General features: G+C 53.8%; 17 protein-coding genes. 8 read left to right on the forward strand and 9 right to left on the reverse strand.

Annotated elements, in window-relative coordinates:
* Positions 1–41: 41 nt before the first annotated feature.
* Positions 42–704, reverse strand: coding sequence for a fructose-6-phosphate aldolase (gene fsa / locus ABIC79_RS22575; protein WP_013577442.1), 663 nt, complete (start codon positions 702–704; stop codon positions 42–44).
* Positions 705–715: 11 nt separating this feature from the next.
* Positions 716–3220, reverse strand: a complete 2505-nt coding sequence (gene ptsP / locus ABIC79_RS22580; protein WP_015690571.1) for a phosphoenolpyruvate--protein phosphotransferase — start codon at positions 3218–3220, stop codon at positions 716–718.
* 366 nt (positions 3221–3586) lie between these two features.
* On the opposite strand from ptsP, the gene ABIC79_RS22585 reads away from it, so the two are divergent.
* The 5 genes from ABIC79_RS22585 to ABIC79_RS22605 are packed head-to-tail and all read left to right on the forward strand — an operon-like array spanning position 3587 to position 8549.
* Complete coding sequence (locus ABIC79_RS22585) at positions 3587–4666, forward strand: PTS fructose transporter subunit EIIC (RefSeq protein ID WP_119262169.1); 1080 nt, start codon at positions 3587–3589, stop codon at positions 4664–4666.
* A 17-nt stretch (positions 4667–4683) separates the two neighbouring features.
* Complete coding sequence (locus tag ABIC79_RS22590) at positions 4684–5013, forward strand: PTS fructose-like transporter subunit IIB (RefSeq protein WP_013577445.1); 330 nt, start codon at positions 4684–4686, stop codon at positions 5011–5013.
* A 16-nt stretch (positions 5014–5029) separates the two neighbouring features.
* Complete coding sequence (locus tag ABIC79_RS22595; RefSeq protein WP_112197619.1) at positions 5030–7327, forward strand: formate C-acetyltransferase; 2298 nt, start codon at positions 5030–5032, stop codon at positions 7325–7327.
* Positions 7293–8180 (forward strand): [formate-C-acetyltransferase]-activating enzyme, encoded by an 888-nt coding sequence (locus tag ABIC79_RS22600; RefSeq protein ID WP_037035395.1) that lies wholly within the window; start codon positions 7293–7295, stop codon positions 8178–8180. The genes ABIC79_RS22595 and ABIC79_RS22600 overlap by 35 nt, the downstream gene beginning before the upstream one ends.
* Before the next feature lie 24 nt (positions 8181–8204).
* Positions 8205–8549: a PTS fructose-like transporter subunit IIB gene (locus tag ABIC79_RS22605; RefSeq protein WP_013577448.1), complete on the forward strand. Its 345-nt coding sequence runs from the start codon at positions 8205–8207 to the stop codon at positions 8547–8549.
* A gap of 3 nt (positions 8550–8552) precedes the next feature.
* On the opposite strand, the gene ABIC79_RS22610 is transcribed toward ABIC79_RS22605, so the two are convergent.
* Both ABIC79_RS22610 and metE read right to left on the reverse strand, forming a co-directional pair.
* Complete coding sequence (locus ABIC79_RS22610) at positions 8553–9416, reverse strand: AraC family transcriptional regulator (RefSeq protein ID WP_013577449.1); 864 nt, start codon at positions 9414–9416, stop codon at positions 8553–8555.
* Between the two features lie 297 nt (positions 9417–9713).
* Positions 9714–11993: a 5-methyltetrahydropteroyltriglutamate--homocysteine S-methyltransferase gene (metE, locus tag ABIC79_RS22615; RefSeq protein ID WP_119262170.1), complete on the reverse strand. Its 2280-nt coding sequence runs from the start codon at positions 11991–11993 to the stop codon at positions 9714–9716.
* A gap of 104 nt (positions 11994–12097) precedes the next feature.
* On the opposite strand from metE, the gene metR reads away from it, so the two are divergent.
* Positions 12098–13033 carry an HTH-type transcriptional regulator MetR gene (gene metR, locus ABIC79_RS22620; RefSeq protein ID WP_013577451.1) on the forward strand — a complete coding sequence of 312 codons (936 nt, stop codon included), beginning with the start codon at positions 12098–12100 and terminating at the stop codon, positions 13031–13033.
* Here metR and ABIC79_RS22625 read toward each other — a convergent pair.
* Positions 12939–13838, reverse strand: a complete 900-nt coding sequence (locus ABIC79_RS22625) for a carboxylate/amino acid/amine transporter (protein ID WP_013577452.1) — start codon at positions 13836–13838, stop codon at positions 12939–12941. The two genes, metR and ABIC79_RS22625, sit on opposite strands and share 95 nt — an antisense overlap.
* Before the next feature lie 213 nt (positions 13839–14051).
* Between ABIC79_RS22625 and ABIC79_RS22630 the strand changes: the two genes are divergently transcribed.
* Entirely contained in the window at positions 14052–14354 is a 303-nt protein-coding gene (locus ABIC79_RS22630; protein WP_013577453.1) for a DUF2756 domain-containing protein, read from the forward strand.
* Between the two features lie 253 nt (positions 14355–14607).
* On the forward strand, positions 14608–15282 hold the full coding sequence (locus ABIC79_RS22635) for a hypothetical protein (protein WP_354568569.1): 675 nt from the start codon (positions 14608–14610) through the stop codon (positions 15280–15282).
* A gap of 51 nt (positions 15283–15333) precedes the next feature.
* Here the strand turns inward: ABIC79_RS22635 and ugpQ are convergent, their stop codons facing one another.
* Genes ugpQ through ugpA form a run of 4 tightly spaced genes read right to left on the reverse strand, consistent with a single transcriptional unit; the run spans position 15334 to position 18886 of the window.
* The gene (gene ugpQ, locus ABIC79_RS22640) at positions 15334–16074 is read right to left on the reverse strand and encodes a glycerophosphodiester phosphodiesterase (RefSeq protein WP_013577455.1); all 741 of its coding nucleotides are present in this window, start codon (positions 16072–16074) and stop codon (positions 15334–15336) included.
* Positions 16075–16076: 2 nt separating this feature from the next.
* Positions 16077–17150 carry a sn-glycerol-3-phosphate import ATP-binding protein UgpC gene (locus ABIC79_RS22645; protein ID WP_354568571.1) on the reverse strand — a complete coding sequence of 358 codons (1074 nt, stop codon included), beginning with the start codon at positions 17148–17150 and terminating at the stop codon, positions 16077–16079.
* Between the two features lie 6 nt (positions 17151–17156).
* Positions 17157–18002: a sn-glycerol-3-phosphate ABC transporter permease UgpE gene (gene ugpE, locus ABIC79_RS22650; protein ID WP_013577457.1), complete on the reverse strand. Its 846-nt coding sequence runs from the start codon at positions 18000–18002 to the stop codon at positions 17157–17159.
* Positions 17999–18886 (reverse strand): sn-glycerol-3-phosphate ABC transporter permease UgpA, encoded by an 888-nt coding sequence (gene ugpA / locus ABIC79_RS22655; protein ID WP_013577458.1) that lies wholly within the window; start codon positions 18884–18886, stop codon positions 17999–18001. Before ugpA ends, ugpE begins: the two co-directional genes overlap by 4 nt.
* Positions 18887–18977 lie beyond the last annotated feature (91 nt).

The following is an 18977-nucleotide window of genomic DNA, read 5'->3' on the forward strand; positions in this document are numbered from 1 at the left end:
ACAGGTTTTTCCTGCCGGGCTTTTTACGGGAAGTTAACCCATTACAGCGACAACTGCCCAAAGGCACCCTGCCAGTCTTGTTCAAATTTATCGACAGCCGCCTGTACCGCAGGCGCACTGATAAATTGCTCCGCTACGTCCACCGGGATAGTGACCGACTGACAACCTGCCAGCAGACAGGCCAGAACCTGACGCGGCGTTTTAAAACTGGCGGCCAGCACTTTGGCATGCGGCGCATGCAGGGACAGCAATTGCTGCAACTCCGTCACCATCGCAATGCCATCTCCCCCCTGGGCATCCAGCCGGTTAACATACGGCGCGACATATTCTGCTCCGGCCAGCGCCGACAGGAGTCCCTGCCCGGCACCATACACCGCGGTTCCCAGCGTTGGAATTTTGCGGGTACGTAAGATCTTAATCGCTGCCAGACCGGCGGCGGTGACCGGCACTTTGACCACCAGCCCCGGCACGCGGGAATGCAGCAGTTCAGCTTCTTCCACTATCTGTTCGGTCTGATTCGCCAGCACTTGTGCAAACAGTTTCCCTTCACCACCTAATGCATCACGAAGCCCGGGCAAAACCTCCCACACGGAAGTCTGCGATTTAGCCACAATGCTCGGATTGGTGGTCACACCCTGTAACGGTAAAATCCGCGATAAACGTTTTACTGCACTGATATCAGCCGTATCCAGATAAAGTTCCATATTCTCTCCTGTCAGAGTTCCAGTTCTTGTTTAAGCAGCGCTTCAATCTGTGCTGCGGTGGTGGAATGCATCAGCACATCACGGAAACTGTCATGCATAATCCGTCGCGCCAGCTTTGAGAAAATCCGCATATGCTGATCGCCTGCAGCGTGTTTATTGAGAGTCAGCATGATGACAAACTGCGCTTCTTCATCGCCCCACCGCACCGGTTGCGGGAGTTTCGCGACGCTGATAGTCGATTGCTCAATGTGTTCTGATTTGGTGTGCGGTATCGCAAAGCCAAACCCGAGGCCGGTGGAAAATACGGCTTCGCGCGCCCAGACATCGGCGGCGAGTTTGCGCGGATAACGGCAACGCCCTGCCAGCATCAGGTTATCCACCATGCCTTTAATCACTTCTTCTTTACTGCGCCAGTCAGCATTAAGCGCCACACATTCCGCCGTAATCAACGGGGCATCGTTGACCGCCATCCTGAACTGCGCCAGCAGGTGTTCGACTTCCAGCGACGTGCGACACTGCATGGCGCGGTTCAGCAGCAGGCGACATTCGCGGCTGTCGAGTTTGGCCAGCCGTGCTTTGGTCACAGGAACCGACGGTGCACTCATGCTGATTTCATCAAGCCCCAGCCCGACCAGCAGCGGCAATACCGAGCCTTTCGCGCCAAGTTCACCGCATAAACCAATCCATTTACCGTGGCGATGCACTTCGCGCACAACGTGGTCGAGGCCGCGCAGGAAGGCCGGATTCAGGCTGTTGTAATGGCGTGTCACTTTCGCGTTATCACGGTCGACCGCCAGCAGATACTGCGTCAGGTCATTACTGCCGATGCTAAAGAAATCAATCTCTTCGCAACACTGATCGATGATGAACATCACCGACGGCACTTCCAGCATGATCCCAAGCTGAATTTTTTCATCAAACGGCACTTGCTCACTGCGCAACGACTGCCTGACTTCAGCCAGTTGATCTTTCACCCATAAGATCTCTTCCATAGAGGAGATCATCGGGATCATGATTTTCAGCGATCCGTGCGCCGAGGCGCGCAGGATCGCGCGCAACTGCGTATGGAATAACGGCAGGTATTCCTGATAAATACGCACGGCGCGATAACCGAGGAACGGGTTGTTTTCGGCAGGAATGTTCAGATAATGAACTGGTTTATCGCCACCGATATCCATGGTGCGGACAATGATGGTTTTGCCGTTGGCCGCATCCGTAGCCTGACAATAAATGTTGTACAACTCATCTTCGGAAGGAGCGCTGGCGCGATCCATATACAGCATTTCTGTACGGAACAGTCCGACAGCTTCTGCCCCATTGCCAAACGCCGCGCTGGCTTCGACCGAGTGGGCAATATTGGCCGCCACTTCAAGGCGCACACCGTCAGCGGTATACCCCGGTTTATTGAGATATTCACTTTGCTGTTCACGCAGCGCCTGATGCACCGCCTGTTCCTGACGATAATAACGGCGCACCGGTTCGCTGAGCGCACAGACAATCAGCCCGAGATCGCCGTCGATCTGCACATTCTGCTGCAAATAAGCCTGAAGTGGCTGTGGATCAACGCCAACGAGTGCAGGAATATTGAACGATCGGGCAAGGATCACAGTATGCGACGTACTGCCTCCGCTGCCGAGCAACAGCCCCTTCAGATGTGTTTTATCCAGTTCGAGAAATTGACTTGGCGTCAGTTCATCTGCCAGACAAATACTGGCTTCGCTCAGTGCCTGCTGGGAAGGAAAACGCTCCTCGCCATAGATTTGCTGTAAAAGCTGGAAGCTGACATCACGAATATCCAGCTCGCGTTCACGCAAATAGGCGCTGGACGATTGTGCGAGCTGCAAGCTGAAATGCGCGGCGGTGTCGACAATGCTTTGCGCACAGCTCCGGCCTTGCGCCACGCGGCTCAGCAAGGCTTCCCGCAGGCTGTTATCACGCAGCAAAGAACGGTGCGCTTCCAGCACTGCCGTGATCGTCCCGTTGTCCGCCATCAGCTGTAATTCGAGTGATTTTTCAAGCTGTGCCAGTCCGGTGGAAAGCAGACTTTGTTCTTTATCTTTACCCTGAGATTCCGGTAAATCCCTGAGTGTCGCCAGATTCACATTCGACAGGCTGACCAGTTTCCCCAGCGCACAGCCTTCACTGACTGAACGGGCGCGGAAAACCAGCGGAGAAAGATGCATCAGGGATTCAGGAAGCGGCTCAAATTCAGCATTTTCATCATGCTCAGGCAGGGCTTCATCGCAATGAGGCAGCTGATGTTTAATGAAATGTGCCAGCGCAGCATGCGCAGCATCTTCGTCATTCCCTTCAATGGTCACGTGACATTCATCGTTAAACAGAATATCGGCACCAATCAGTGAAAGGACACTTTTACCATCTGCAATGCGGTCAGTACGCCCATTGTGCCACTTAAATACAGACCCGAAACTGTTGCACAGCGTTTCAATATGGCTGGCCGGGCGGGCGTGAACACCATTTACCAACATGCAGGTGAAGCTCAACTTCTTGGCCATTTCTGAATCCTCATCCCAAATTCCGGTGTAATGCACCGGCTCCTTGCAGCATAAGAGTCAGGCGGATCCGATAGCTACCAGACAAAAATGACAAACACTGGATAAATGTAATGTGTATCGTTTTTTGCGAGCCAGCTCACGCGCCACTACCGTCACTAAACCGCGTATTGTCTCGGGTTATTTGAACCGGCTCGCATTTTTGTGAGGACATTACAAAAGTCCAGTAAAACACAAATTTGTCCACTATGAGCGCCACAGCCAGCAGCCTATTGTTGAGGTCGATAGCCTTTCTGTATCTGCGGTTTTTGAAATGAAACCCTGATATTTGCGATTTTCAGCCCGACACCGGTTTTCGTGGAGTTCATCATGAAAGACTTACTCAATATTCTAAAAAATACCCGCCAGCATCTGATGACTGGCGTGTCTCATATGATCCCCTTTGTGGTCGCGGGTGGCATTTTGCTGGCGGTCTCGGTGATGCTGTATGGCAAAGGTGCCGTACCGGACGCGGCAACCGATCCGAACCTGAAAAAGTTATTTGATATCGGCGTCGCCGGTTTAACCCTGATGGTGCCTTTTCTGGCGGCTTATATCGGTTATTCCATCTCTGACCGTTCCGCGCTCGCCCCTTCGGCAATCGGCGCCTGGGTCGGCGCCTCATTCGGCGCAGGATTTTTTGGCGCGATCATCGCCGGTTTGCTGGGCGGCATTATCGTTTTCTATCTTAAGAAGATCCGCGTACCGAAGATCCTGCGCTCGGTGATGCCGATCTTCGTGATCCCGATTATCGGCACCCTGCTGACTGCGGGCGTCATGATGTGGGGACTGGGCGAACCGGTTGGTTTGTTGACCACCTCCCTGACTCACTGGCTACAAGGCATGCAGCAGGGCAGCATTATTGTGCTCGCCATCATCATTGGGCTGATGCTGGCCTTCGACATGGGCGGACCTGTTAATAAAGTGGCCTACGCTTTCATGCTGATTTGCGTGGCACAGGGCGTGTATACCGTGGTGGCGATTGCCGCCGTGGCTATCGCGACACCGCCGCTGGGGCTGGGCTTTGCCACGCTGATTGGCCGTAAATACTATTCCACCGAAGAGCGCGAAGCGGGCAAAGCCGCCATGCTGATGGGCTGTGTCGGTATCACCGAAGGCGCCATACCTTTTGCCGCCGCTGATCCGTTGCGTGTCATTCCTTCCATCATGTTCGGTTCTGCTTGTGCGGCGGTGACTGCCGCCCTGGTTGGCGCGCAATGCTATGCCGGCTGGGGCGGGCTGATTGTACTGCCGGTCGTGCAGGGAAAACTGGGGTATATCGGCGCGCTGCTGGTCGGCATGGTTGTCACTGCACTGTGCGTCAACACGCTGAAATATCTGGCCGCCAAAAAGCAGTCGGCAAAAACGCGTCAGGAATCTGACCTTGATCTGGACTTCGAAATTAACTGAACCCAAAGGAAAACATCATGACTCACATTATTGCTGTCACCGCGTGCCCGTCCGGTGTTGCTCATACTTATATGGCGGCTGAAGCGATTGAACGTGCGGCAAAAGCTAAAGGCTGGGAATGCAAAGTTGAAACGCAGGGTTCAATCGGTCTGGAAAACGAACTGACGCCGGAAGATGTGGCGGCGGCCGACATCGTGATCCTGACCAAAGACATCGGTATCAAACAGGAAGAGCGTTTCAAAGGCAAAGTGACGGTGCGCGTGGCCATCAGCGATGCCGTAAAACGCGCAGATGCCATCATGGAAAAAATCGCAGCGCATCTCGCCAAAGCTGCTGTCACGGATTGATCCCAAGGAGAACGAGATGACTTCCCGCACAGAACGTCTTAAAGCCGCACTTTTCGCCAGCCCGCGTGAAATCTCGCTGGAACGTGCCCTGCTGTATACCGAAAGTCACCGCAGCACAGAAGGCGAACCCACGCTTTTGCGCCGCGCGAAAGCCACGGCATACATTCTGGATAACATTGAGATTGCCTTGCGTGAAGACGAGCTGATTGTCGGTAACCGTACGGTCAAACCACGTGCGGGGATCATCTCCCCTGAAATGGACCCCTGCTGGCTGCTGAAAGAGCTGGACACGTTTCCCACCCGTCCGCAGGACCGTTTCAACATTTCTGAGCAGGATAAACAGATTTACCGCAGGCAGCTTTTCCCTTACTGGGAATCGCATTCGATGAAGGATTTCATTAACAGCCAGATGCCGGAAGAAGTGAAAGCGGCCACTCAGACGCAGATTTTTAGTATCAACCAGACTGACAAAGGTCAGGGGCACATCATTATCGATTATCCCCGTCTGCTGAATTCGGGCCTGGATAACTTAGTTTCAGAACTTCAGCAACACGTTGCCGGCGCGCCGGATAATGCCTTTTATCAGGCAGCGCTGATTACACTGCAGGCAGCACAGCGGCATATTTTGCGCTACGCCGCGCTGGCAGAAGAGTTAGCAGAAGCCTGTCAGGACAACTCAAGAAAACAAGAACTGGCGCGTATTGCCCGCATTTCGCGATATATTTCCGGCCATAAGCCACAGGATTTCTATCAGGCCTGCCAGCTGTTCTGGTATATGAATATCATTTTGCAATACGAATCCAATGCCAGTTCGCTGTCCCTCGGGCGCTTCGATCAGTACATGCTGCCGTTCTATCAGCACTCGCTGTCCCACGGCGAATCCCCGGCGTTTCTTAAAGAACTGCTGGAAAGCCTGTGGGTGAAATGCAACGACATCGTGCTGCTGCGTTCGTCGTCCAGCGCACGTTACTTCGCCGGATTCCCGACGGGTTACACCATTTTACTCGGCGGTCTGACCGACACCGGACGCAGCGCCGTCAATGTGTTGTCGTTCCTGTGCCTGGATGCCTATCAGAGTATTTGTCTGCCACAGCCTAACCTTGGCGTGAGAGTCAATGAACTGATCGACCGCCCGTTCCTGCTGAAAACCGCCGAAACAATCCGCCTCGGCACCGGCATTCCACAAATCTTTAATGATGAAGTGGTGGTTCCGGCATTTCTCAATCGTGGCGTGCGCCTTGAGGATGCGCGGGATTATGCGGTAGTAGGCTGCGTGGAATTATCCATCCCTGGCAAAACCTACGGGCTGCATGATATTGCCATGTTTAACCTGTTGAAAGTCATGGAACTGACGCTGCATGAAAATGAAGGAAACACCGCGATTACTTATCCTGAGCTGGTGGAACAGATCCGCCGGAAAATCAGCCATTACGTCAGGCTGATGGCGCAGGGCAGCAATATCTGTGATATCGGCCACCGCGACTGGGCACCGGTTCCGCTGCTGTCCTCCTTTATTACAGGTTGTCTGGACAGCGGCAAAGACATTACCGCTGGCGGCGCACGTTATAATTTTTCCGGTGTTCAGGGTATCGGCATCGCCAACCTCAGCGATTCCCTGTATGCGCTGAAAGGCATGGTGTTTGATCAGCAACGCCTGACCTTTGATGAATTACTGGCTTCGCTGAAAGAGAATTTTGCCAGCGAGGAAGGCCGCGCCATTCGCGCCCGCCTGATCAACCGCTTTGAGAAGTATGGCAACGACATTGATGAAGTCGATTTGATCAGTGCAGATTTGCTGCGTTTTTACTGTAAGGAAGTCGAGCAGTATCGTAATCCACGCGGTGGTCAGTTTACGCCGGGTTCTTATACCGTTTCCGCACACGTACCTTTAGGTGCGGTAGTCGGTGCAACGCCGGATGGCCGTTTTGCCGGTGAACAACTGGCAGATGGCGGACTTTCGCCAATGTTGGGCCAGGATCATCAGGGACCAACGGCGGTATTGAAATCCGTCAGTAAACTCGACAATACACTGCTCTCCAACGGTACGCTGCTGAATGTGAAGTTCACGCCATCAACGCTTGAAGGCCAGCAGGGGCTGAATAAACTGGCCGATTTCCTCGGCGCGTTCACCCGTCTGAAGTTGCAGCATGTGCAGTTCAACGTGGTGAATGCTGAGCAGCTTCGTGAAGCGCAAAAACGTCCACAGGATTTTGCGGGGCTGGTCGTCAGGGTGGCGGGATACAGCGCGTTCTTTGTTGAGCTGTCAAAGGAGATCCAGGATGACATTATCGGCCGCACCGCGCACCAGCTCTGACCTGCGGATCCCTGTTATGGAAGCAACGGAAAGACGCGGGCGCATCTTCAACATTCAGCGTTTTTCACTCAATGATGGCCAGGGTATCCGTACCCTGGTTTTCTTCAAAGGTTGCCCCCACCGCTGTCCGTGGTGCGCCAACCCTGAATCGATGTCACCACGCATTCAGGTCATCAAAAGGCAGGCAAAATGCCTGAACTGCCGCACCTGTTTGCAGGATCCGAACGAATGTCCGAGTGGTGCAATGGAGTATGTCGGCGAAGATATTACGCTGCCGGACTTAATGACGCGCCTGCTCAAGGATGAGATTTTTTTCCGCTCGTCGGGCGGTGGTGTCACGCTTTCCGGCGGCGAAGTGCTGATGCAATACACATTTGCCGGTGAGTTGCTCAGGGAATTGCAGGCCTTAGGCATTCCGACAGCGATCGAAACGGCGGGCGATGCACCGCTGGGCCACCTGTTGGCGCTCGCCGATCACTGCGATCAGGTATTGTATGACTTCAAGATAATGGATCCCGCTCAGGCACGAGCAGTGCTCAATATGGATCAGCCGCGTGTGTTGCAGAATTTCACGGCGCTGGCACGACGCGGCGTTAAGCTGCTGCCCCGCCTGCCGTTGATCCCCGGTTTCACGTTAACACTTGAAAATATGCAACAAATTCTGGATTTCCTGCAGCCCTTCAATTTAACTGAAATCCATCTGCTGCCCTTTCACAAATACGGCGAAGCGAAGTATCCGTTACTGGATAAAGCGTATTCAATGTATAAGACGACGGCACCGGATGCCGCAGCTATTGCGCCGTTTTATGCGATGGCCGAAAAATACGGTTATACCGTGACGCTCGGTGGATAAATTTTCTTAATCAGGGGAAACACTATGTCGCTCAAACTGGTCGCAGTAACCGCCTGTATCAGCGGTGTGGCGCATACTTATATGGCGGCAGAAAAGCTGGAAAAACTGTGTCAGCACGAAAAATGGCCGGTAAAAGTTGAAACTCAGGGTGCGCTGGGCCTCGAAAATGCACTGTCAGAAACCGACATTGCTCAGGCCGATGTTGTGCTTTTAGTCACTGAAATTCAACTGGAAAACGGTGAGCGATTTGCGCACAGCCGTTGCGTCCAAACCGGCATCCACACCTTTTTACGCACGCCGGAGAAAGTGATGGCTGCCGTAAAGAAACTCGCCACCTCGCCTCAGGGAACGAAAATCGTTCTGCCCTGACGATTACGACGTCCTATTTTCCAACTGGCTACGGTATTGCCGCCGGTATTCTGACGGAGAACGCTCAGTGCTTTTCCTGAACTGGCGGCAAAAATAGTTACTGTCGACAAAGCCACAGGCGTGCGCCACTTCCCTCACTTTCATGTCGTAGCCTTTCAACAAGTTCTTCGCCTGTTCAAGGCGGACATAATTCAGGTATTCGTTCAGCCCGATACCGCCGCTTTTCTGGAATAAATGCGACAGGTAATTTGGCGAAATATAGAAAGCCTTAGCGACAGAATCGCGGGTCAGCGGCTCGCGGTAATGTTCTTCGATATACTGGCGAACGGCCTCAAAAAGCGCCTGACTGCGCGAGGCAGTTTTCACAAAGGAACTGAACAAGTCCAGCGCGTGGCTCAACAACCCTTTCACCAGAAACTGCGCCGTAGTCTGATCGCTGCGGTGCCAGGCCAGTTCGTTTAATGCCTGCAACATAAACGCCCCCACGCGCGGCCCGCGCCTGCCCACATTGCCTTTTTCGCCGGACGTAAACTGCGCGCCATCCCAGTTCAGCAGACTAAAGCCCAGTTGCTGCTTGCCAAATAACAGAGTCAGCGTGCGTACCGGTTCCTGCCATTGCGGGCTGTTCCAGCCTTTAGCGGGAACGAACAACACATCGCCCGCCAGCATGCGGACATCCTGATTGTTCCCCTGTTCGTCCTCGCATTTCATCATCTGCTCCCCTTCCAGAATCAGTTCCAGCCGGGGGAAATCGACCTGATAGGACAGTTCAGGCACGGAATGCTGAGCACCGGCAAAATACACCTGGCGGATACCGTGCGGATGTTCAAGTACTGGCGTTAAAAGGGGAAAAAGCAGATGGGTCATGGTCAGGCTACCTTTCAGCAGAATCACACCATGATAGCGAATCTGCGCCGGAGAAAGAAAAACAAGACCAAAATTTGCGGAAGAAGATGGAAATTCCGCCCCGCCAGGCGTTGCACATCCGGTGCAGCCTTCAGGCGGAAGGGTTCCACCTGTAAAGCGTCACGGGCATGTGTCACTTTCAGAGGGCGGACTGATGCGGCAATGGCACGGGGACGCAAAAAACTGAAATAAAAAGGGGGCACCGGAGTGCCCCAAACGTTTCAGCAACAACACAACGTAAATCTAGAGAGCGTTCACTCAGGCTTTCTCAGCACGCAGACGCCTGGCGGCTTTCACCATGTTTTCCAGCGACTCGCGGGTTTCCGGCCAGCCACGGGTTTTCAGGCCGCAGTCCGGGTTGACCCACAGGCGTTCTGCCGGAATACGATCTGCAGCTTTACGCAGCAGGTCTTCAATCCATTCCACACTGGGCACATTTGGCGAGTGAATGTCGTAAACGCCCGGCCCGATTTCGTTCGGATATTCGAAGTCTTTAAACGATTCCAGCAAGTCCATATCGGAACGTGAGGTTTCGATAGTGATCACGTCAGCATCCAGTGCGGCAATGGAATCCATGATGTCGTTGAACTCGCAGTAACACATATGGGTATGGATCTGCGTGTCGTCACGGGCAATTGCGGCATTCAGTTTGAACGCATCCACCGCCCAGCGCAGGTACGCATTCCATTCAGACTGGCGCAATGGCAGGCCTTCCCGCAGTGCCGGTTCGTCAATCTGGATGATGCCGATACCGGCTTTTTCCAGATCTTCGACTTCATCACGCAGTGCCAGCGCGATTTGTTTGGCGATCGTTTCGCGGCTGACATCTTCACGCGGGAACGACCAGCACAGGATCGTAAGCGGGCCGGTCAGCATGCCTTTCACCGGTTTTTCGGTCAGAGACTGCGCGTACTTCGCCCACTCTACGGTGATCGCTTGCGGGCGGCTGACGTCGCCGATAATGACCGGAGGTTTCACACAACGTGAACCGTAGCTCTGTACCCAGCCGTTTTGCGTGAACACAAAACCGTCCAGATGTTCACCGAAGTATTCCACCATGTCATTACGTTCAGCTTCGCCGTGAACCAGCACGTCGATACCCAGACGTTCCTGTTCTTTGATGGCTTGCTTAATATGCTCACTGATACCGGTACGGTATTTAGTGTTATCCAGACGGCCTTGTTTAAAGTCCAGACGCAGGCCGCGGATTTCAGTGGTTTGCGGGAATGAACCGATGGTTGTGGTCGGCCATGCCGGCAGGTTGAAACGGGCACGCTGCGCTTTGGCGCGTTCGGTGTAAACATGCTGACGCTCAATATCCGCAGCAGTAATCGCGGCAACACGTTTACCGACGGCCGCATTGTTTACTCGGGTGGATTCACGACGGGCGCGGATTGGCGCGCTGTATTCCGCCAGTTTTTGCTGCGCTTCGGCGGTGGGATTGTTCAGGGCAGCGGTCAGCAACGCCAGTTCGGCACATTTTTGCAGGGCGAAGGCGAACCAGCTTTTCACTTCTTCATCCAGACGGCTTTCGACGCTTAAGTCGATCGGGCTGTGCAGCAGTGAACAGGAGCTGCCGATCCAGATTTTACGGTCTTCAACCAGTGGCTTCAGACGGTCAAACCAGGTACTGAGATCCGCGCGCCAGACGTTACGGCCATTGATGACCCCCAGAGAAATCAGCCAGTCTTTTGGTAGCGCGTTGATGACGGTTTGCAGATCGTCACGACCGGCGACGGCATCAATATGCAGACCCTGAACCGGTAACTGGCGAATGGTGTCGAGGTTGTGCCCGACGCTGTCGAAATAAGTGGTCAGCAGCAGTTTAGTTTTACTCTGTTCCAGCGCGGTGTAAGCCGGTTTGTACGCATCCAGCCATTCCTGCGGCAGTTCCAGAACCAGAGCCGGTTCGTCGATCTGTACCCATTCGATGTCGCGTTTTGCCAGTTCAGCCAGAACCTGCTGATAAACAGGCAGAATATCGTTGAGCAGGGAAAGACGGTCAAACTGTTCGCCCTTCACTTTGCCGAGCCAGAGATAAGTCAGCGGCCCCAGCAGAACAGGTTTCACTTTGTGGCCGAGCGCCAGCGCTTCGTCCACTTCTTCCAGCAGTTGTGTCCAGGCCAGTTTGAATTTCTGACCTTTCACGAACTCCGGCACCATGTAGTGATAGTTGGTGTTAAACCATTTGGTCATTTCCGCCGCGGCAGCCGGTTTACCGGTCGGCGCACGGCCACGGCCAAGGCGGAATAAAGTATCGAGATCAACAGAGCCATCGGCATTCTGATGACGGGCCGGTACGTTACCCAGCAACAGGCTGGTGGTCAATACGTGATCGTACCAGGCGAAATCGCCCACCGGCACCAAATCCACGCCTGCTTCAGCTTGTTGCTTCCAGTGACGGGCGCGCAGTTCACGTCCGGTTGCCAGCAGTTCTTCCTGAGTGGAATTGCCTGCCCAGTAGCTTTCTTGTGCTTTTTTAAGTTCACGACGCAGACCAACGCGTGGAAAACCCAGAGTGTGATTCAGTATCGTCATCTTTTAAATTCCTGTTTAGCCATCCAGATGTTTACACATCCATAATCCGCAGGTAGTGTATATTCCACAAGCGCAAATTATTCATGACACAGTGAAGGACTCTCATGATCGAACTGAAACACCTGCGAACGTTGCAAGCACTGCGCAACACCGGGTCACTGGCCGCAGCCGCCTCGCAGCTTCATCAGACCCAATCGGCCCTGTCGCACCAGTTCAGTGACCTTGAGCAACGCCTCGGTTTCAGATTGTTCGTGCGAAAAAGCCAGCCTCTGCGTTTTACCCCGCAGGGCGAAATCATGCTGAATCTGGCAGAACAGGTGCTGCCGCAAATTCAACAGGCATTGCAGGCATGCAATGAGCCGCACCAGACTTCACTGCGTATCGCGATTGAATGCCACAGTTGTATTCAGTGGCTGACGCCTGCACTGGATAACTTCCATCAGAACTGGCCGCAGGTGTTAATGGATTTCAAATCCGGCGTGACGTTCGACCCGCAGCCCGCCCTGCAACAGGGCGAGCTGGACATCGTATTAACCTCTGACATCCTGCCGCGCAGCGGTTTGCACTATTCCCCGATGTTCGATTTTGAAGTGCGTCTGGTGCTGGCACCGGATCATCCGCTGGCGACCAAAACGGTGATCACGCCGGAAGATCTCAGCACTGAAACGCTGATGATTTATCCGGTGCAACGCCAGCGTCTGGATATCTGGCGTCATTTCCTGCAACCGGCAGGCGTCAGCCCGTCACTGAAAAGTGTCGATAACACGTTGTTATTAATTCAGATGGTGTCGGCGAGAATGGGAATTGCAGCGTTACCGCACTGGGTAGTAGAGAGTTTTGAGCGCCAGGGTCTGGTGGTGACCAAAACCCTGGGCGATGGCTTATGGAGCCGCCTGTACGCCGCCGTACGTGACGGCGAACAGCGCCAGCCGGTGACGGAAGCCTTTATTCGTTCGGCGCGGCAGCACGCGTGCGATCATCTGCCGTTTGTGCGCGACGCGGCACGACCCAACGCCGGTGTACCCACAGTGAGGACATAATCACAGCGGCACCGATAATAAAGCTCGGCCAGTGCGGCTGCTGTTGCCAGATGGCCAGGTTAACCAGCAGCCCGGCCGGGACGTGAAAGTTGTTCATAATCCCCAGCGTTCCCGCATCGACCTGCGTCGCACCGTAGTTCCACATGAAATATCCCAGCCCTGAAGCGCCGATCCCCAGCCACACCAGAATGCCCCATTGCAGGTCAGTGGTCGGCAGTTTTTGCGGATTGCCCCACAGGAACCACGCCACCACCGCGCAAAGCAACGCGCCGATATAGAACCAGGAAAACGCCGTGTGCTGTGGCATCGGCCGGGTTTCCATCAGGCGTTTATAGCCCACCTGTCCGATGGCAAAACAGATATTCGCCGCCTGCACCAGTAATAAGCCAATAATGAAATGTTCGCTGATGTGGTCGTAACGGATAATCGCTGCACCCGCCACCGCCAGTAACGCACTGAGCGCATAACCGATGCGGATTTTGCGGCCACTGATCAGGTCATAAATCAGCGTGACGTACAGCGGCGTCATGACCGTAAACAGCAGGAATTCCGGCACAGACAGATACAGGTACGCCTCGAAGCTGATGAGATACATGATCCCGAGCTGCATTGCCCCCACCGCCATATACAACAGAATGGTCGTAAGCTGATGGCCTTTCCAGCGCAGGAACGGCAGGAAAACCAGCGCCGCCAGCCCTAAACGGACTAACACAGAAAATACGCTGTCGACCTGTCCGGCCAGATACACGCCAATCAGGCTGAAGGAAAAAGCCCACAAAATAGTGGTGATTATGAGTAAAGGCACGGCAATTGAGCCCTGTTGTCAGTGATAAGTGTGAAAGATGCACGATTGTAACGGAATGGGGAAAACCACGAAGTGCGAAGGTGGTTTACATCTGTTCAATTATAGAGCAAACGAGAGCAATACCACGCTTTGAGGGAAACGTGCGCTCAAATACCCCGTCCGGGGGCATGATGGCATACACTTAACGTATGACTGGAAACGGAGGATGAACTGATGAAATGTTTATATGGAATGCTCGCCGCGCTGCCGCTGCTGTTTGCGGTTCAGACCGCCAGTGCAGTCGAAAAGGTGCCGAACCCTAACGATCCGTTGCTGACCAATCCGTCGCAACAGCGCATGCAACAACAACAGCAAAACAATCAGCAAATGCAGAAACGTCAGCAGGAGCAGGATTTACGCACCAGCCAGCAACAACAGCAGCTCAAGCTGAAGTCGCAAATCCAGAGCAATCAGCAACGATTGCAGATCCAGCAGAATAATCAAACGCTGGGGCAGAAGCTGAATCAGACACCTTAATATTCCGGGAGGCACTCAGTGCCTCTTAAATTCCTCATCGCCGTAATGCTGTACTGACTATTTACCTCCGGTAATATCACCACCAGAAACAATAAAAATATCCCTCCCCTTGCATTTATTATTAATGCTTTTATTATTCCCGACCGATAAGAATAAAGTCTTTCTGCCCCTGAATCAGCGCGGCTAATAAAACAGGATCCGCACCTGAAGACGCATTAATAGTGTTTTATAAAATTAAAAGGGAAATTATTGCATGAAAGTTTCAACAGGGATTACCGTAGTTGCTGCCAGTTTATTATTATCCGCCTGTGCGACGACCCAATCTGAAAAGACCTCTGCCGCCAATGGCAGCACTATTGGCCTGTACTCAGGCTTTGCCTCGGCAGATATGAATAATAACCGCTCGCCTGATGTGTATTTGCGTGAAGTCACGCCCTCTTACACCGCTGCGGGCGTTGGACTTAATGTCCTGACTTCTGTGCTTGCCGGCGGTATCGCCGTGAATACCTTCAGTAAGGAAAACCTGAAAGGGTCTGAAATCAAAACCCTGCCTGAACCGACGAAAAACTATCTGACACCCCGGGCCAGGCCGCTCATCACAAACTGGCTGCAAAAAAATGGCAACGGCTATCAGTATAAAAACAATCTGAATATTGTGGCTGCACAGTGGTTACTGGTTTATAAAGACCTCTCCAGCGCCAACTCGGACTACGAGTTGCGTTACACCATTAAATTCTATAAAAAGCCTGAAGATGCGAATATGTTCTCCGCATGGGTTATTGCAGAATGTACGCCAACTGTCGTGACCGCCCCGCTTGCTGACTGGCAGGCAAATAACTATGCGCTGGTCACCAAAACCACAGAGAAATATATGGATTCCTGCCTGCTGGAACTGGATAACCAACTCCCGCGCCTGCTCAAACACTGAGTATTCTCAGCGGTAAAATAATTAAGGCGCGGGATCCGCGCCTTATTCCTGTCAGATAAAATCCGGCCCGATCACATCAATCTTATCGGTACAAATACAGTCCACGCCCCAGCCCAGCAATTCGCGGGCACGCGCCGGATTATTCACCGTGTACACCAGAATATGCAGCCCGGCGTCTTTGATGGCTTTAACGCGTTCTTCGTTAAGCAATTTGTGATTAAGATGCAGGGAAACGCATTCCAGTTCGTCAGTCAGCGCTTTCCAGTTTTCGTGCCATTCGTCGATCAGCAAGCCACGCGGTAATTCCGGTGCGGCTTTTTTGGCGGCAACCAGCGCGTCGAATTCAAACGAGGAAAGCAACGGCGGAACGGCCTGATCTTTCCACAACTCCCGGGCGGCCAGCGCGACGTCGGTGCCGGTTTTCTCATCGGTTCCGGTGGTGGGTTTGATCTCAATATTCACCATCATGTGATGGCGCGCACAGCGTTCGGCTACCTGCGCCAGCAGCGGTAATTTCTCGCCTTTAAAAGCGGCGCTGTACCAGTTACCGGCATCGAGCTTTTCGAGTTTTTCCCACGGCAATTCACCGGCCACGCCCCAGCCGTTGCTGGTGCGGTTCAGGGTATCGTCATGCAACAGGAAGATTTCCCCGCCTTGCGCCAGTTTGGCGTCAAATTCGATCATGGTGTGACCGTATCTGGCGCCCGTGTCGATGGCTGCCAGTGTATTTTCCGGTGCCAGTGCGCCGCCACCACGATGTGCCACAATGCGAGGATATGGCCAGGCTTTCATGTTTATTCCATCCGTAATCCGCTGTGAGTATCGAAAAAGTGTAACGCTTTCGCCGGGAAATCCAAGCGCAACAGCGAGCCTGCTGTCGGGAACACTTCATGGGATAAACGCACCACGACACCGCTGTCCGCCAGTTTGCCGTGCGCCAGATTATCCGCGCCCAGCAGTTCCAGCGTATTCAGCACCATCGGGATCCCCTTCTGCGAATCATCAGTCAGATGAATATGTTCAGGACGGATGCCCACTGTCAGTTCGCGGCCTCCCCATTCCGGGCGTGGAACCGGCAGCGGCAGTTCGAATCCGTCTTCCATTACCAGCGATGTACCGTCAGTGGTCAGCTGGCCCGGCAACAAATTCATGGCCGGAGAACCGATAAAGCTGGCGACAAACAGACTTGCCGGACGGCGGTAAACTTCAGACGGCGTATCGATTTGTTCGGCAATGCCTTTGTTCATCACGATCACACGTTCCGCCAGCGTCATGGCTTCGACCTGATCGTGCGTGACGTACAAACTGGTGGTACGCAAACGGCGGTGAAGCTGTTGCAGTTCAAGGCGCATCTGCACACGCAGTTTAGCGTCGAGATTGGACAGCGGTTCATCAAACAGGAATACCGCCGGTTCACGCACGATAGCGCGTCCCATCGCTACACGCTGACGCTGCCCGCCGGAAAGCTCACGCGGTTTGCGTTTCAGCAACGGGCCGAGTTCAAGAATACGGGCCGCTTCCTCGACGCGGGCGAGGATCTGCGCTTTACCGAAGCCGCGAATTTTCAGGCCATATGCCATGTTGTCGAACACGCTCATATGCGGATACAGCGCATAGTTCTGGAACACCATCGCAATACCGCGATCTTTCGGTTCCAGTTCGGTGACGCGCTGGTCGTTGATATAGATATCACCGGAGGTAGTGCGCTCCAGCCCGGCCACCATACGCAGCAGGGTGGATTTTCCGCAGCCCGACGGCCCGACCATCACGATGAATTCGCCGTCGGCGACATCCAGATCAATACTCTGGATAATCTGGTTTTTGCCGTCGTAGGATTTGGTCACTGCCTGTAATTTCAAATTTGCCATTTCAGTTTACTTCTCACTGTCTACCAGACCGCGCACAAACCAGCGCTGCATCAGGAGCACCACCGCCAGCGGTGGCAATAAGGTCAGGATCATGGCCGCCATCACCTGATTCCATTGGGTCGAGCCGTCGCCGGAGGAAATCATGCTTTTAATCCCCGCCACCGCCGTGCCCATCGAGACATCGCTGGTGATCAGGATCGGCCACAAATATTGGTTCCAGCCATAGATGAAGGTAATGACGAACAGTGCCGCAAGATTGGTTTTCGACAGCGGCAGCACAATGTCCCAGAAGAAGCGCATCGCGCCCGCGCCGTCGATACGCGCCGCCTCCAGCAGCTCATCCGGTAAGGTCATAAAGAACTGGCGGAACAGGAAGGTGGCGGTCGCCGAGGCCATCAGCGGCAACGTCAGGCCGGTGTAACTGTCGAGCATATGCAGATTGGCGATCACCTGGACGGTCGGGAAAATACGCACTTCCACCGGCAGCATCAGCGTCATGAAAATCAGCCAGAAGAACAGGTTACGCAGCGGAAAGCGGAAGTAGACAATGGCGTAAGCCGAGAGCATCGACACCGAAATTTTACCGACGGTGATGACCATCGCCATGATGAAGCTGTTGATCAGCATCCGTCCGAATGCCGGACTGCTGTTACCCGCCCCCTGCGTCCAGATCGTGGTGATGTTTTCCCACAAGTGCGTGCCCGGGATCAGCGTCATCGGCACGTCAAAAATCTGTTTGTTGTCCAGCGACGCTGCCACAAACGCGACGTACAGCGGAAAGAGGATCACCAGCACGCCGAGCAGCAGCATGATGTGGCTGAAGATATCCAGCCCTCTGCGGTTTTCAATCATTGATAACGCACCTTACGCTCGACAAAGCGAAACTGAATGAACGTCAGGCCGCAAACCAGCAGCATCAGAATCACGGACTGGGCGGCAGAACTGGACAAGTCCAGACCGGAGAAACCTTCGCGATACACTTTGTAAATCAGGGTGGTGGTCGCCTGCATCGGGCCACCGGCCGTCGCAGCATCAATCACCGGGAAAGTATCGAAGAAGGCGTACACCAGATTGACCACCAGCAGGAAGAAACTGACCGGCGAAATCAGCGGCAATACCAGATTGAAGAAACGGCGAACCGGGCCTGCGCCATCGATAGCCGCTGCTTCCACCAGCGATTTAGGAATCGACTGCAACGCCGCCAGGAAGAACAGGAAGTTGTAGCTGACTTGCTTCCAGACCGATGCCAGTACCACCAGGAACATCGCCTGACCGCTGTTTTGCGCGTGGTTCCAGTTGTAGCCTATCGAGCCGAGGAAATGAGTAATCAGGCCCAGACCGGGGCTGAACAAGAACATCCACAAGACGGCGGCCACCGCAGGCGCAACGGCGTATGGCAGGATCATCAGCGTCTGATAAATCCGGCTGCCGCGCACAACGTGATCGACCAGCGCCGCGAAAAACAGCGAAACGGCCAGCCCGATAAATGCCACCATAAAACTGAATTTCAGCGTGGTGTAGAAAGAATCGAGATAGTACGAGTCCTGAAAAAGCTGCACGAAGTTAGTCAGACCGGCAAAGGTACTGGATAAGCCGAACGGATCCAGCGTCTGCACCGAATACCACAGCGCCTGACCGGCAGGCCACAGGAAGAATATCGCGGTGATTAACAGCTGCGGCAAAACCAGCGCGTAGGGCAACCAGCTGCAACCAAAACCGGGACGGTGTGAACTCATGATGGTTTACTCGTTGATATAAAAGACTCCCCGAAAGGGAGCAAACCAGGTTGGTTTTGAATTTGGCTTTTGGCTCCTCCCCCTGCGAAGG

Source organism: Rahnella sp. 2050 (assembly GCF_040544515.1).
Lineage (GTDB): Bacteria > Pseudomonadota > Gammaproteobacteria > Enterobacterales > Enterobacteriaceae > Rahnella > Rahnella aceris.